Origin of the sequence: Herbidospora cretacea, from assembly GCF_001570605.1 — a bacterium.
Lineage (GTDB): Bacteria > Actinomycetota > Actinomycetes > Streptosporangiales > Streptosporangiaceae > Herbidospora > Herbidospora cretacea.
On the sequence record NZ_BBXG01000017.1, the window covers coordinates 93,116 to 106,965 of the forward strand.

Annotated in this window: 17 protein-coding genes and 1 riboswitch; of the genes, 8 read left to right on the forward strand and 9 right to left on the reverse strand. The window is 70.9% G+C overall.

The annotated features are described in order from the left end of the window. Nucleotides 1–32 precede the first annotated feature (32 nt). The 4 genes from pknB to thiO all read right to left on the reverse strand — a co-directional run bounded on the left by pknB (nucleotide 33) and on the right by thiO (nucleotide 4,046). Nucleotides 33–1,949: a Stk1 family PASTA domain-containing Ser/Thr kinase gene (pknB, locus tag AW270_RS28030; protein WP_061299091.1), complete on the reverse strand. Its 1,917-nt coding sequence runs from the start codon at nucleotides 1,947–1,949 to the stop codon at nucleotides 33–35. A 72-nt stretch (nucleotides 1,950–2,021) separates the two neighbouring features. Then, nucleotides 2,022–2,792, reverse strand: a complete 771-nt coding sequence (locus AW270_RS28035; protein WP_157522745.1) for a thiazole synthase — start codon at nucleotides 2,790–2,792, stop codon at nucleotides 2,022–2,024. A gap of 6 nt (nucleotides 2,793–2,798) precedes the next feature. Next, entirely contained in the window at nucleotides 2,799–2,999 is a 201-nt protein-coding gene (gene thiS / locus AW270_RS28040) for a sulfur carrier protein ThiS (protein ID WP_061299093.1), read from the reverse strand. Beyond that, nucleotides 3,000–4,046: a glycine oxidase ThiO gene (gene thiO, locus AW270_RS28045; RefSeq protein ID WP_061299173.1), complete on the reverse strand. Its 1,047-nt coding sequence runs from the start codon at nucleotides 4,044–4,046 to the stop codon at nucleotides 3,000–3,002. Next, nucleotides 4,035–4,149: riboswitch (TPP riboswitch) on the reverse strand. It overlaps the preceding gene by 12 nt. A 124-nt stretch (nucleotides 4,150–4,273) precedes the next feature. On the opposite strand from thiO, the gene AW270_RS28050 reads away from it, so the two are divergent. From AW270_RS28050 to thiE, 3 genes are read left to right on the forward strand one after another with little or no spacing between them, the layout of a single operon-like run. Continuing rightward, a complete protein-coding gene (locus AW270_RS28050; protein ID WP_061299094.1) occupies nucleotides 4,274–5,443 on the forward strand; it encodes an NAD(P)/FAD-dependent oxidoreductase in 1,170 nt (389 codons plus the stop codon). Nucleotides 5,444–5,486: 43 nt separating this feature from the next. After that, complete coding sequence (locus AW270_RS28055) at nucleotides 5,487–5,861, forward strand: Rv2175c family DNA-binding protein (protein ID WP_061299095.1); 375 nt, start codon at nucleotides 5,487–5,489, stop codon at nucleotides 5,859–5,861. 21 nt (nucleotides 5,862–5,882) lie between these two features. Further along, nucleotides 5,883–6,548, forward strand: coding sequence for a thiamine phosphate synthase (gene thiE, locus AW270_RS28060; RefSeq protein WP_061299096.1), 666 nt, complete (start codon nucleotides 5,883–5,885; stop codon nucleotides 6,546–6,548). Here the strand turns inward: thiE and AW270_RS28065 are convergent. Continuing rightward, nucleotides 6,545–7,612: a polyprenyl synthetase family protein gene (locus tag AW270_RS28065; RefSeq protein ID WP_061299097.1), complete on the reverse strand. Its 1,068-nt coding sequence runs from the start codon at nucleotides 7,610–7,612 to the stop codon at nucleotides 6,545–6,547. The two genes, thiE and AW270_RS28065, sit on opposite strands and share 4 nt — an antisense overlap. Nucleotides 7,613–7,741: 129 nt before the next feature. Between AW270_RS28065 and metF the strand changes: the two genes are divergently transcribed. Then, nucleotides 7,742–8,662, forward strand: coding sequence for a methylenetetrahydrofolate reductase [NAD(P)H] (gene metF / locus AW270_RS28070; RefSeq protein WP_061299098.1), 921 nt, complete (start codon nucleotides 7,742–7,744; stop codon nucleotides 8,660–8,662). 52 nt (nucleotides 8,663–8,714) lie between these two features. Here metF and AW270_RS41890 read toward each other — a convergent pair whose 3' ends face one another. From AW270_RS41890 to AW270_RS28080, 3 genes are all read right to left on the reverse strand, one after another. Further along, nucleotides 8,715–8,846 (reverse strand): hypothetical protein, encoded by a 132-nt coding sequence (locus tag AW270_RS41890; protein WP_275477779.1) that lies wholly within the window; start codon nucleotides 8,844–8,846, stop codon nucleotides 8,715–8,717. 97 nt (nucleotides 8,847–8,943) lie between these two features. Beyond that, nucleotides 8,944–9,498: a GNAT family N-acetyltransferase gene (locus AW270_RS28075; RefSeq protein ID WP_082801890.1), complete on the reverse strand. Its 555-nt coding sequence runs from the start codon at nucleotides 9,496–9,498 to the stop codon at nucleotides 8,944–8,946. 18 nt (nucleotides 9,499–9,516) lie between these two features. Then, complete coding sequence (locus AW270_RS28080) at nucleotides 9,517–9,993, reverse strand: YbaK/EbsC family protein (protein WP_061299099.1); 477 nt, start codon at nucleotides 9,991–9,993, stop codon at nucleotides 9,517–9,519. A gap of 223 nt (nucleotides 9,994–10,216) precedes the next feature. Between AW270_RS28080 and AW270_RS28085 the strand changes: the two genes are divergently transcribed. The 4 genes from AW270_RS28085 to AW270_RS28100 all read left to right on the forward strand — a co-directional run bounded on the left by AW270_RS28085 (nucleotide 10,217) and on the right by AW270_RS28100 (nucleotide 12,931). Beyond that, complete coding sequence (locus AW270_RS28085) at nucleotides 10,217–10,927, forward strand: L,D-transpeptidase family protein (protein WP_245674892.1); 711 nt, start codon at nucleotides 10,217–10,219, stop codon at nucleotides 10,925–10,927. A 337-nt stretch (nucleotides 10,928–11,264) separates the two neighbouring features. Further along, nucleotides 11,265–11,726 carry an SAV_6107 family HEPN domain-containing protein gene (locus AW270_RS28090; RefSeq protein ID WP_061299101.1) on the forward strand — a complete coding sequence of 154 codons (462 nt, stop codon included), beginning with the start codon at nucleotides 11,265–11,267 and terminating at the stop codon, nucleotides 11,724–11,726. Between the two features lie 90 nt (nucleotides 11,727–11,816). Further along, on the forward strand, nucleotides 11,817–12,239 hold the full coding sequence (locus AW270_RS41895) for a winged helix-turn-helix transcriptional regulator (RefSeq protein WP_275477780.1): 423 nt from the start codon (nucleotides 11,817–11,819) through the stop codon (nucleotides 12,237–12,239). A 128-nt stretch (nucleotides 12,240–12,367) separates the two neighbouring features. Continuing rightward, nucleotides 12,368–12,931, forward strand: a complete 564-nt coding sequence (locus AW270_RS28100) for an NADPH-dependent FMN reductase (RefSeq protein WP_061299102.1) — start codon at nucleotides 12,368–12,370, stop codon at nucleotides 12,929–12,931. Between the two features lie 8 nt (nucleotides 12,932–12,939). On the opposite strand, the gene AW270_RS28105 is transcribed toward AW270_RS28100, so the two are convergent. Then, nucleotides 12,940–13,848, reverse strand: coding sequence for a universal stress protein (locus tag AW270_RS28105; protein WP_082801891.1), 909 nt, complete (start codon nucleotides 13,846–13,848; stop codon nucleotides 12,940–12,942). Nucleotides 13,849–13,850 lie beyond the last annotated feature (2 nt).

Here is a 13,850-nt window from a genome sequence, read left to right on the forward strand (position 1 = left end):
CACGGCCGGCCTTCGGCCGTCCGCGTCTCGCTCTAGTACCAGAGATGGATCGTGCTCCCGGCCGGCTGCTGGCCGAACGGCTGCTGGCCGCGGATCCGCTTGCCGGGGCCGCCGCCGCCGGGACCGCCCCGCGAGAACAGCTTGTGCACCTGGACCTTGAAGCCCGCCGCCTCTAACTCGCGCTTGCCCTCGTTGAGGTCCTTGAACCGCACGTCGGGGACGTTCACGAAGTCGGGGGCGGCGACCGACGGGTCCTGCTCCCAGGGCCACTTCCAGCCGGTGTCGGGGCCGCGCGAGACGGTCAGGCAGACCCGGGCGCCCTTGTCGACCTCGGCGCCGGCGGCCGGCTCCTGGGCGATGACGAGGTTGGCCTGCTGGTCGTCGACGACCTCGTTGATGCAGCTCGGGTCGAAGCCGTTCTCCCGCATCAGCGCCTCGGCCTGGTCGCGGGGCAGGTTGACCACGTCGGGCATCAGCAGGCCCATGCTGATCGCCAGGATGACGTTGGAGCCCTTCTCGACCTTCTTGCCGACGACCGGGTCGGTCTTGATCACCATGCCCCGGGCGACCGTGGTGCTCGGGGTGCGGCGGACGCGGGACACGTTCAGGCCCGCCTCGGACATCGCGACCCGGGCGTCGGCCTCGGTCATGCCCTCGGTCTTCGGCACGCCCACCATCTCGGGCCCGCGCGAGGCGATGATCGTGATGACCGAGCCGCGCTCGGCCTCGACGCCCTTGATCGGGCTGGTCTCCAGGACCATGTCCTTGGGGACCTTGGCGTCGAAGCGGCCCTCACCGATCTTGATGGTGAAGCCGTTGCTCTCGGCGAGCTGGCGGGCCGCCTCGATGTTGCGCTGGACCAGGTCGGGCACGACGGCCGTGCGCGGCAGCGTGAAATACCACCCGCTGAACGCGACGCCGCCCACCATCACCACGGCCAGCGCGACGATGAACCAGTTGACCTTGAACCCGCCCCGCGGCCTCGGGGGCCGGGTCTGGGTGACCTCGATGGCCGGCTGGATCATCGTGTGCGAGCCGGAGAAGAAGGCCTGCTCGGCCGGCTGCGGCCGGGCGGGCACGGCGTGACGCCCGGTCGTGCCCTTCGGGAGGGTCCGGTGGACCTCGACCGCCGCCACCAGCATCGCGTTGGCGTCGTGGGGGCGGCCTGAGGGCTCCTTGGCCGTCGCCCTGGCGACCAGCGCGTCGAGCGTCGGCGGGATGTCGTAGGAGAACGACGACGGCGCGGGCACCGACTCGTGGACGTGGCGGTAGGCCACCGACACCGGGCTCTCGCCGCCGAACGGCTGACGCCCGGTGAGCAGCTCGAACAGCATGATCCCGGCGGCGTAGACGTCGCTGCGGACGTCGGCCTGGCCGGAGGTGACCTGCTCGGGGGCCATGTAGCCGACCGTGCCGATCATAACGCCGCTGCGGGTCTGGTTGCCGCCCTCGATGGCCCGCACCAGCCCGAAGTCGACGACCTTGACCCGGCCGTCTTCGGTCATCAGCACGTTCTCGGGCTTCACGTCGCGGTGGATCAGCCCGGCCTGGTGGGCGCTGCCGAGCGCCGCCAGCACCGGGATCATGATCTCCAGCGCCTCGCGCGGGGCCAGCGGCCCCCGCTCGTCGAGGACCGCCCGCAGCGTCTTGCCGGGGAAGTACTCCATCGACAGGTAGACGTGGTCGCCGTCGGTGCCCTGGTCGAAGACGTGCACGATGTTGGGGTGGGAGAGCGAGGCGACGGACTTGGCCTCGCCGATGAACCGCCGGACGAACTCGGGGTCCTCTGCCAGCGACCGGTGCATCACCTTGATCGCGACCATGCGGTCGAGCCGGACGTCCAGAGCCAAATAGACGGACGCCATGCCGCCCCGGGCGATCCGGGACTCGACGCGGTAGCGACCGTCGAGCACATGCCCGACGAGCGGATCGGAAAGCGTCGTGTCCACGGCCTCGAGTTTACGGGTGATTTGCCACTTGCTGAGTGCAGGAATCCCAAACCGAGACCGAAACAGGAAGGTTTACCCGTCTTGGAACGGTCGCCCCGGCGAGGACGCCTCAGCATATCGCCGCCGGGGAATTCGGCCCGCCAGAAACGCCCGGCGCCCCGCCTCGACCGCGCCGCGCATCGCCGCCGCCATGAGATCGGGCTTCTGCGCTCTGGTCACCGCCGTGGCCAGCAGCACCGCCGAGCAGCCCAGTTCCATGGCCAGCGCGGCGTCGCTGGCGGTGCCGATCCCGGCGTCCAGGATCACCGGCACCCCGGCGGATTCCACGATGAGCTCGATGTTGTGGGGGTTTCGGATGCCCAGTCCCGATCCGATCGGCGACCCCAGGGGCATGACGGCCGCGCACCCCGCCTGTTCGAGCCGCCGGGCCAGGATCGGGTCGTCGCCGATGTACGGCAGCACCACGAACCCGTCGGCGACGAGCCGCTCGGCCGCGTCGAACGTCTCGATCGGATCGGGCAGCAGGGTGCGTTCGTCGGCGATGACTTCGAGCTTTACCCAATGGGTATGGAGCGCCTCCCGGGCGAGCCGCGCGGTCAGCACCGCCTCGCCCGCGGTGAAACACCCGGCCGTGTTCGGCAGCACCTTGATGGCGCGCTCGCGCAGCACGTCGAGCACCGAACCCCGGGAGGACGGGTCGAGCCTGCGCATCGCGACCGTGGTCAGCTCGGTGCCCGAGGCCACCAGGGCCCGGTCGAGCACCTCCAGCGACGGCGCGCCGCCGGTGCCCATGATGAGCCGCGAGCCGAACTCCTCGCCGCCGATCAGCAGAGGATCGTCCATCAGTCGTCAGCCTCCCTGGACCGCGGTGAGAACCTCGACCCGGTCGCCCTCGGCCAGCGGGGTCGCGTCCCACGCGCCCCTGCTGACCACTTCGTCGTTGACGGCCACCGCGATGCCGGTGGCCTGCCCGGTGAGTGTCCTCACCGCCTTGGTGACGGTCGCCCCTTCGTCGAGGTCGCAGGGGTCGCCGTTGATGGTGATGCGCATTCAGATCCTCGCCGGAGAGCATTCGGGCATGAGATCGGCCTCGTCGAACAGGCCCGCGACGACGGCCTCGGCCGTCAGCGGCGCGAGCAGCACGCCCGCGCGGTGGTGGCCCGCCGCCACCCACACGTCGCGGTGTCTCCCCACGTAGGGGAGGTTGTCGGGGGTGCCGGGCCGCAGCCCCGCGAAGGTCTCGGCCAGGTCGAGCTCGGTGATCCCCGGGACGAGTTCGCGCGCGTCCCGCAGCAGCTCGTAGACCCCTCCGGCGGTGACCCGGGTGTCGAACCCGAGCTCCTCCATCGTCGCGCCGACCACGATCTCGCCGTCGTCGCGGGGGACCAGGTAGACGTCGGAGCCGCGCACCTTGCCGCGTACGCACCTCTGGAGCAGGCCGCGCGGGCCCCGCAGCCGCAGGATCTGGCCCTTCACCGGCCGGACGGGCAGCTCCGGGAGCAGGCTCGGGGTCCAGGCCCCGGCGGCGACCACGACGTGACCGGCCCGCAGGTCGCCGAGGTCGGTGACGCGCTCCCTGACGATCCTCCCGCCCGCGTTCTGGAACGCCTGCTGGAGGGCCTGGGTCACCCGGCGCGGGTTCACCCACAGGTCGTCGCGGGCCAGCAGCCCGCCCCGCACGTTGGGCGACAGCATCGGCTCGGCCTGGCGGCACTGCCGCCCGGTCAGCCGCTCCACCCGCAGCCCGAGCTTCTCCTCGAACGCGGCCAGCTCGTCGAGCTGCGCGAGGTCGTCGGCGTCGTAGGCGACCTCGACGGTCCCGTCGGAACGGAGGTCGACCGGGACGCCGCTCGCCTGTTCCAGTTCGGCCGCGAACCGCGGCCAGCGCTCCAGCGAGGCCAGGCCCAGCCGCAGCAGCGGCTCCTCGGTGTAGGTGACCTCGCTGACCGGGGCGAGCATGCCCGCCGAGGCGCGCGTCGCCCGCGAGCCGGGATCGGGGTCGGCCAGCGTGACGGTGAGGCCCCGCGTGGCGGCCCTCCAGGCGATCGACAGCCCGGCTATGCCGCCGCCGATCACGAAAACGTCCGAAGCGTTCATCGCGCTCCCTTCGCCGGCATGATCCGGATCAGGTTCGATAGCGGTCGGGAACCTGTGGAGTTCCCCTCTCAGCCCGGTCAGCCGGACTCCCGCGCGTCTTTGTCCAGAGTAATGCGAATTGATCGGATTCGCACAACACGGAACCGTCCCACTGTGCGAGCTACTTACTCAATTCGTTACCGAATCTCCATTGGCGAGTGGGCCCGTCGGCAATCTAGGGTCTACTCGTGGATCACGTCGTGGTGGTGGGGGCCGGGCTGGCCGGCGTCCGGAGTGTCGAGGCCCTGCGGGCCCACGGTTACCAGGGGCGGATCACCCTCGTCGGCGAGGAGCCTCATCGGCCCTACGACCGGCCGCCCCTCTCGAAGGCGGTCCTGCTCGGCGACGCCGACTCCACGGTCGTCGACTCCGACCTGGAGGCCCTGAACGTCCGCCTGATGCTCGGCACGGCCGCCAAGGGCCTGCGCGACGGCGTGCTGTCCACGACCGACGGCGAACTCGCCTTCGACGGCCTCGTGGTCGCCACCGGCGCCACCCCCATCCGCCTGCGCGGCGAGGGCCACCAGCACGTCCTGCGCACCATCGACGACGCCCTGGCGCTCCGCGCCGTCCTCGTCGAGGATGCCCGCGTCGTGATCATCGGCGCGGGCTGGATCGGCGCCGAGGTCGCCACCGCCGCCGCCCGCGCGGGCTGCCGGGTCACCGTCGTCGAGGCGGCCGGGGCTCCCGTGGCCACCGCCCTGCCGATCGGCCGCTACATGATCCCCTGGTACGCCGAGGCGGGCGTCGAACTGCTGCTCGACGCCACCGTCGGCAGCGTCGACCCCGACGGCCTGACGCTGATGAACGGCGACAAGGTCCCGGCCGACGTGGTGGTCACCGGCGTCGGCGTGCGCCCCAACGTCGCCTGGCTCGACGGCTCCGACGTCGAGCTCGACAACGGCGTGCTGGTCGACGAGCACCTGCGCAGCTTCTCGCCCAACGTGGTCGCCGTGGGCGACTGCGCCAACTGGTACAGCCGCCGCTTCGGCCGCCGCATGCGCGTCGAACACTGGGACACCGCCCTCGGCGCGCCCGACACCGCCGCCGCGACCCTCATGGGCGAGAACGCGATCTACGACCCGGTGCCCTACTTCTGGTCCGAGCAGTTCGGCCGGATGGTCCAGTACGCCGGTCACCACGCCGGCGCCACGCTGGTCCTGCGCGGCGATCCGGAGACCGACGCCAAGTGGGCGGCCTGCTGGCTGACCGCCGACCACCGCCTGACGGCCATCCTCACGGTGGACAGACCGCGCGATCTGGTGCAAGGCCGACGTCTCGTCGAAGGACGGCAAAGGCTCGACGCGACCCGCCTCGCCGACCCAAGCGTTACCCTTCGAGACTGCACCGTGGCGTAAACTGGGTGTTTCATGGTGGCGGACGTGTGGTAATGGTGGATTCGTGACGCTTACAGTTGCGCAGATCGACCGAGACACCGACCAGCTCGTGGGGGAGTGGCTCCCTCTCTCGGACGTGGCGAAGAAGCTCCAGCTCAGCATCGGCAGGGCGAAGCAGCTCATCAAGGACAAGAAGCTCGTGGGCGCCCGCAGGGGCGGCGGCGAGCCGCAGATCCCGGCGGTGTTCATCGCCGGAGACGATGTCATCAAGGGCCTCCCGGGGACGCTGACCGTGCTCGCCGATGCGGGCTTCAGCGAGGTGGAGTCCATCCGGTGGCTGTTCACCCCCGACGAGTCCCTGCCCGGCGCTCCCATCGACGCCATCAAGGCGGGGCGCCACACCGAGGTGAAGCGCAGGGCCCAGGCACTGGGGTTCTAAGGTCCATGGCAATGTGGGCGGGTGACCGATTCCTCCCGGCGCAGACTCGCCGGTTCCCGCCTGTACCTCTGCACTGACGGCCGCCGAGAGCGCGGCGACCTGGTCGACTTCCTCGACGCGGCGCTCTCGGGCGGGGTGGACGTCGTGCAGCTCCGTGAGAAGGGCCTGGAGGCACGGGAGGAACTCGCCCTCCTCGAAGTCTTCCGCGCGGTCTGCGACCGGCATGGAGCCCTGTTGTCGGTCAACGACCGGGCGGACATCGCGTGGGCGGCCAGGGCCGCCGGGTTCGGTCCCGACGTGCTCCACCTGGGTCAGGACGACCTGCCGGTCCCGATCGCGCGCGCGATGCTGGGCGAGGAGATCCTGATCGGCCGCTCGACCCACTCGGCCGCCGAGGCCACCGCCGCGTCGGCCGAGACCGGCGTCGACTACTACTGCTGCGGCCCGACCTGGCCGACCCCGACCAAGCCGGGCCGCCCCGCACCGGGCCTGCCGCTGCTGTCCCACGCGGCCGCCCTGCCCGCCGAGCGCCCGTGGTTCGCGATCGGCGGCGTCGACCTGGGCAACCTCGACGAGGTCCTCGCCCGGGGCGCGACCCGCGTCGTCGTGGTCCGCGCCATCACCGAGGCGGACGACCCGAAGGCCGCCGCCCAGGAGTTCAGCCGCCGCCTCGCGGAGCGCGCCTAGTTGCGCCGGGTCGTGGCGGCCACGGCCAGGGCCTTGAGGGCCTCGCGGGCCTCGGCCTCGATCGGGGCCGCGTCCAGGACCGCCAGGGCCTCCCGGACGTAGGTCGTGATGAGCTCCTCCGCCGACGCCAGGGCGCCGGTGTCGACGATGACGCCCCGCAGGGTCTCCACGCCCTCGGCGTCGAGTTTGGCGTCGCCGACCAGGGCTCTCACCGCGTGGGCCTGGGACGGCGACGCGAGCTCCAGCGTCCGCGCGATGAGCATGGTGCGCTTGCCCTCGCGGAGGTCGTCGCCGGCCGGTTTGCCGGTCTCGGCGGGGTCGCCGAAGACGCCGAGCACGTCGTCGCGGAGCTGGAAGGCGATGCCGACGTTCTGGCCGTAGCCGGCGCAGACCTGGTCGATCCACTCCTCGCGCGACTGGGCCGCCAGCGTCATGCCCAGGCGCAGCGGGTGCTCCACCGAGTACTTGCCGCTCTTGAACAGGGCCACCCGGCGAGCGCTCTCGAAGGAGTTCTCGCCGTGGGCCTGGGCGAGCAGGTCGAGGTACTGGCCGTTCATGAGCTCGGTCAGCATGTGGTCGAAGACCGGCTGGGCGGCGGCCACGCCCTCGGCCGGGACGCCGGAGGTCCGCCACAGCTCGCCCGACCAGATGAGGAGCAGATTGCCGACCAGGATCGCCGCGCCCTCGCCGAACTGGACCGCCGACCCGTGCCACCCGGAGTCGACGTGGAGCTTCTCGAAGCGGCGGTGCGCCGAGGGCATCCCGCGACGGAGGTCGCTGGAGTCCATCACGTCGTCGTGGACGAGCGCGCTCGCCTGGAGCAGCTCCAGGGCCGCCGCGGCCGAGATGACCGCCGGGTCGTCGCCGCCTCCGGCGGCGCGCCAGCCCCAGTAGCAGAAGGCGGGCCGCAGGCGCTTGCCGCCCGCCACGAAGTCCTGCACCGCGCCCAGCACAACGGCCAGATCGGGGTCGTCGAACGCCATCCGGTGGCGGTCGATGAAACGCTTGAGGGCCCGATCCACCTCGGGGCGGATGAAGTCCAAAGGCGCGGTGGCATTTGTCATGTATTGAGGGTATCTGGAGGTGATCGATTCGTTCATCAGGCGGGGTGGTTGTTGCAGGCGAGGTCCAATTCGATCATCTTCTCCACCGCATTCCGCCGCCGTTCCGGCGGGACTAGTAACCTTGGCCGCATGGCTCTGGGTCTCCCCTCACGCTTTCCCGACCGTGTCGCCACCGTGAGGGAGCTCCTCGCGGCGGGCGAGCGGTCCTTCTCGTTCGAGTTCATGCCGCCGAAGACCCCCGAGGCGGAGCGGCAGCTCTGGCGGGTGATCCGGGAACTGGAGTCGCTGAAGCCGACCTTCGTCTCGGTCACCTACGGCGCGGGCGGCTCCACCCGCGACCGGACCGTCGACATCGTCGAGCGCATCGCCCACAGCACCACGCTGACCCCGGTCGCCCACTTCACCGCCGTCAACCACTCGGTGCGGGAGCTGCGCCACCTGATCGGCCGGTTCGCCGACGCGGGCGTGCGCAACATCCTGGCCGTCCGGGGCGACCCGCCCGGCGACCCGATGGGCGAGTGGATCGCCCACGAGGAGGGCGTCCACTACGCCGAAGACCTGGTCCGGCTGATCCGCCAGTCGGGCGAGTTCTGCGTCGGGGTGGCGGCCTTCCCCTACAAGCACCCCAGGTCGCCGTCGATCGAGTCCGACGTCGAGTTCTTCGTGCGCAAGTGCCGGGCCGGCGCCGACTACGCGATCACCCAGATGTTCTTCGAGCCCGACGACTACCTGCGGCTCCGCGACCGGGTCGCGGCGGCGGGCTGCGACACCCCGATCATCCCCGGCATCATGCCGGTCACCAAGTTCGGCACGATCGCCCGCTCCGAGCAGCTCTCGGGCGCGCCGTTCCCGGCGAAGGTGGCCGAGCGCTTCGAACGCGTCAAGGACGACCCCGACGCGGTCTACCAGCTCGGCATCGAACACGGCGTCGACCTCTGCCGCCGCCTCCTCGACGAGGGCGCCCCGGGCATCCACTTCATCACCTTCAACCGCTCGAACGCCACGCGAGAGGTCTACCAGGCCCTGATGCCCGCCGTCCCGGCGACCTGACGCACGACAAAGGCGGGGCCGTCTCGATGACGGCCCCGCCTTTTTCGTGGGACTACGGCAGGGCGCACATCACGGCGTCGCGCCAGTCGTACTCGGCCCAGTTGTAGTCCGCGGAGTGGCCGCCGGTGATCTCGGCGAGCTCGGTCTCGTCGAGCGGGCGGGCGGAGGATGCGAAGTCGCTCATGGGAACCCCTTGGGTGAGAGAACCTGTCGCGGCCACGCTGTCAAAGTGATCTTGCAACCGTCTTGGGGATCACTGCCGCCCGCCTGCCGCGGCGTCTCTAGGCGGATGGCGCGAGGGGGAGGCGGGCCCCCGCGATGGCGTAGAGCTCCGAGCCGCCCGGGAAGGCGAAGGCGGTCATGAGGTCGTAGAAGCCGAGGCTCGCGTAGAGGTGGCGGGCGGCGGTGGGGGCGTCGTGGGTCGACAGGACGGCGGTGCGTTCCGGGCGGCCCTCGCACATGGTGTGGATCATGCGGCGGCCGACGCCCTTGCTCTGGTGGGCGGGGTGGACGTGGATCTCGGCCAGCTCCAAGGCGTCGCCGAACCAGTCGTCGGCCACCAGAGGGCCGGCCCGCTCGTAGAGGGACCTCTTCACCACGTCGTGCCACCACTGGCCGTGGGCGCCGTGGAAGCCGTAGGCGAAGCCGGCGATCTCGCCGCTCTCGGCGGTGGCCAGCACTCCGGCGAACGCCGGATAGGTCGTGTGGTTGCGCATTATGGCCAGCCGCCCCGACAGCTGGTCGGGCGGCGGGCGCATGGCGGCCGTGTAGATGCCCAGGACCGTGCGCAGTTCCGAGGCGAAGCTCTCGGGCCCCACCCGGCGCATCTCGATCATCCTCCGCACCCTAGCCGATCACGCCACGTCGGCGGGTGTGCCCCCGGTCAGCGAGACCAGCTCGTCGAAGGTCGTCGGGAAGACCGTGTGGGGATGGCCCGCCGCGGCCCAGACGACCGGGTGCTTGCCGAGCCAGGTGTCGACCAGGGTCCGCACCGGGGCCGGATGGCCGATCGGGGCCACCCCGCCGATGGGGTGACCGGTGTGCTCGCGGACGAATTCGGGCGTCGCCCGGCGCACCTTCCGGACACCGATCAGCGCGGCCACCAGGTCGGTGTCGACCCGGTGGGCGCCGCTCGTGAGCACCAGCAGCGGGGCGCCGTCGGCGTCGAAGACGAGGCTGTTGGCGATCGCGCCGACCTCGCACCCGAGCTGTGCGGCGGCCGTCGCGGCGGTCGGCATCGCCTCCTCGAACACGACGATCTCCCCGGTCGCCCCATGAGAGCGGAGAATTCCGGCGATGTGGACAGCACTCGGCGGCAACTTTTCTGGCACGCGCCAACTCTAAACAGATCGGATGGGACATGGCGGGTTGATAACGACACCATGCCCCCCACTTGGACCAAACGCCCGTTGGGTTATGGTCCATTGACCCGAGCTTTGTGTGCATTTGGAGGGGTTGGTAACAATGGGGGTTCGGCAGCATCTGGCTGTCGCCGCCGCGATGATCACGGCGGGGGCCGTGCTTGCGATATCTCCACCGGCCATGGCGGCGCCGGTGGCCGTGCGGCAAACCGTGCAGCAGACCGTTCAGCAGACCGGGCAGCAGGCCGCGCCCGTCTGGGTCGCGCCCGGCAAGACGGTGAAGTTCGGCGCGAAGGGCAGCGTCGTCAAGGTCCTCCAGGCCCGCCTGAAGGAACTGGGCTACATGCCCGGCAAGATCGACGGCCGCTACGGCGGCGCGACGCAGAGCGCCGTCTGGGCCTTCCAGAAGGTCAACGGCATCAAGCCGACCAGCACCGTCGTGGCGAAGACCTGGCGTGCCCTGGAGAACCCGAAGCTCCCCAAGGTGCTCGCGCCGACCGGCAAGCCGACCCGCGCCGAGGTCAACCTGTCGACCCAGATCCTGGTCCTGTACGTCAAGGGCCAGATCAAGCTGATCTCGCACATCTCGTCGGGCAGCGGCATCCCCTACGTCGAGTACGCCACCTGGAACGGCACCCGCCAGCAGTTCTCCGGCGACGCCCGCACCCCCACGGGAACGTTCAAGACGACCTGGCGGCGCACCGGCTGGCACAAGTCCTATCTGGGCGAGCTCTACAACCCGATCTTCTTCAACGGCGGCATCGCCTTCCACGGCGCGCTGTCGGTCCCCCTCTATCCGGCCTCGCACGGCTGCGTCCGCCTCCCGATGCACGTCGCGGAGGTCCTTCCCGGCCTCCTGGGCACCGGAGTGCCGGTCATCGTGCGCGGGAAGTTCCAGCGCTGACGTCGTTCCCCGAAGGCCCCGCTCCGGCGGGGCCTTTTTTCTTTCCCCGGCGATGATCGAACGGGCATTCGAACATTCTTGACTTTAGCATGGGTCGAAACTATGTTCGATGGAGGTGGGAGCGGGACTCGCGGCTCGCTCTCACCGCGTGGGTCCGGGCTTCCGTCATCGGCGGAAGGACGGATGTCGCGGCCCCACAGCTTCGGGCCGGACGGGGAGAGGGGAAGCTCCTCGTCCGGCCGCCCGATCCGGCGGAAATGTCGGTGGGGTCTGCGACTGTTGACCCTGACCGGCGACGAGACCGCCGGTGGCCACTCGTTTAGGAGGCCGAACCACCATGACCGGACCGCAGCAGAACGGCCAGGGGTCCGCCCCGACCGGGCCCTCCAGCGGCCCCAAGGTGTCGCGGACCGTCCTCGCGCATCTCACCGACGCACGCGCCTGCCTCGCCGACGCGGCGACGGCGGGCAACCCGGCCGACCGCTACATCCACGCCCACCTGGCCGCCCTCCGATCGGCCGCGGCCATCCTCGCCGCCCGCCCCCAGCCGATCGACGGCCGGCGCCGCCGCCTGCGCAGCGCGTGGGAGCTCCTTCCCGAGGTCCAGCCCGAACTGTCCCAGTGGGCCGCCTACTTCGCCGTCAGCGCCAAGAAGCGCGCCGCGGCCGAGGCCGGGCTGGTCCACCTGGTGAGCGTCCACGACGCGGAAGAGCTCATCACCGAGGCGACGGCGTTCGTGACCATCATCGAGTCCACCCTCGGCGTGACGACCCAGGAGACGCTGCCCATGGCGGGATAGCGCGGGCTCCCGGATGCGTTTCCCCGCCGCATCCGGGAGCGGTTACCTTTGATAACCGATGAACTGTCCGGTTACCGAAGGGTGAGTGCCGTGTCACACCAGACCGAGGCCCATCAGGCGCTGCTGTCGATGGGCCGGATGTGCCTCGAACACGATCCAGACGTCTTCCGGTCCGTGCTCGACCGGGTGGGCGACAAGTGGAGCCTGATTTTGATCGGCCTGCTCGACACCGGCTCGATGCGCTTCACCGAGCTGCTGCGCTCCACCCCCGGCATCTCCCGCCGGATGCTGACCCTCACCCTGCGCAACCTCGAGCGCGATGGGATCGTCCAGCGGACGATCTACCCCGAGATGCCGCCGCGGGTCGAATACGAGGTCACCGCGTTCGGCCACACCCTCGCCGACCCCGTTCTCGGGCTGGCCCGGTGGGCCGCCGACAACCAGAACACGATCGTCGCCAACCGCCGCGCCTTCGACGAGGCGGCCGGCGATCTCGGCGACGACCTGGACTGAGCCGGTCCCACCGGTGTGACCCGGTTCAGTTGAAGTTACCGGTTACTGGCGTGTACTCAGTACTCATTGGTTACTGAGCAGGTGGCGGAGTCGGCTCCGCCGCCGCTTCACGCGAGAGGACCCCTCCCATGACGCGCATCGGCATCATCCTCGGCAGCACCCGGCCCGGCCGCAACGGTGAACAGGTCGCCCGGTGGGTGCTGGAGCACGCCTCGCGGCGCACCGACGCCACCTTCGAGATCATCGACCTGCTCGACTACCCGCTCCCGCACTTCGACGAGCCCATGTCCCCCCTCATGGGCCAGTACCAGAACGACCACACCAAGGAGTGGGCCGCCAAGATCGCCTCCTACGACGGCTACGTCATGGTGACCCCGGAGTACAACCACTCGACCTCGGGCGTGCTGAAGAACGCGATCGACTACCTGTTCGCCGAGTGGAACAACAAGGCCTTCGGCGTCGTGTCCTACGGGGGCGTGGGCGGCGCGCGGGCGGCCGAGCACCTGCGGCTGATCGGCGGCGAGCTCAAGATGGCCGACGTGCGCACCAACGTCGCGCTGTCGCTGTTCACCGACTTCCTGGAGTTCACCAAGCTCGCGCCCAGCGACTACCAGGTGGCCACCCTCACCACCCTGCTCGACGAGGTCGTGGCCTGGAGCGCCGCGCTCGCCCCGCTGCGCCGGGCCGCCTGACCGGCGGGCTAGCGGGTGGCCGACCGGGCCAGCACGACGACCGGGCACGGGGCGGCCCGGACGAGCTTCAGCGACATGTCGCCGGTGAAGACGCGGCGCACGGGGCCGGCCGAACTCGAACCGCAGAGCAGCAGCTCGCCGGGGATCCACGTGGTCTCGGCCAGCGCGCGGGCCGCGTCGGGCCCGGCCACCACCTCGGTGCTGACGCCCTGGCGGAGGGCCGCGGTCCGGCGGGGGCCCCGGACGGCGGCCCGGAGGTCGCGCTCGTACCGGTCGCGGACCTCCTCGATGACGCCCTCCTCCACCTCGGGGGTGCCGTGCTCCGTGAGCAGCACGGTGATCAGGCGCAGGGGGACCTCCAGCTTCACCGCCGCCCTGATGGCCAGAGGGAGGGCGTCGTCGCAGGTGGGGGACCTGTGGTAGGCGTAGGTGATGCGGGTCAGGGTGTCCGGCGGGTCGTTCGCGTAGCCCCTGGGGGCGATGGCCACCGGGGTGCGGGAGGTGTGCAGGAGCTGGTCGGCCGTGCCGCCCACGGCGATGCGGTCGCGGGGGCCGTGGGGAGCCGAGCCGACGACGATCAGGTCGCACTCCTCCTGGACCGACAGCCGCACCAGACCGAGCGCGGCGCTGCGGTGGGCGGTGGTGGCCGGCTCGACGTCGGTCAGCCCGGCCTCCTCGCCGGCCTTGGCGGCGGCGGCCAGCGCCGCGTCCTGCCGCTCGCGCAGGTAGGCCTTCCACTCGGCGTCGACCCGGCCGGGGCCGGGCGTCTCCCACGTCGTCGGCCGCACGTTCGCCACGATCACGTGGCCGTTCAGCGCCCTGGCGATGACGCCCGACAGTGCCAGGGCGTCGCGGCCGCGGGCGTCGGGCGCGTACCCGGTGATCATCCTGATCGGGTGGGTGCGGACGGCGGGCACGG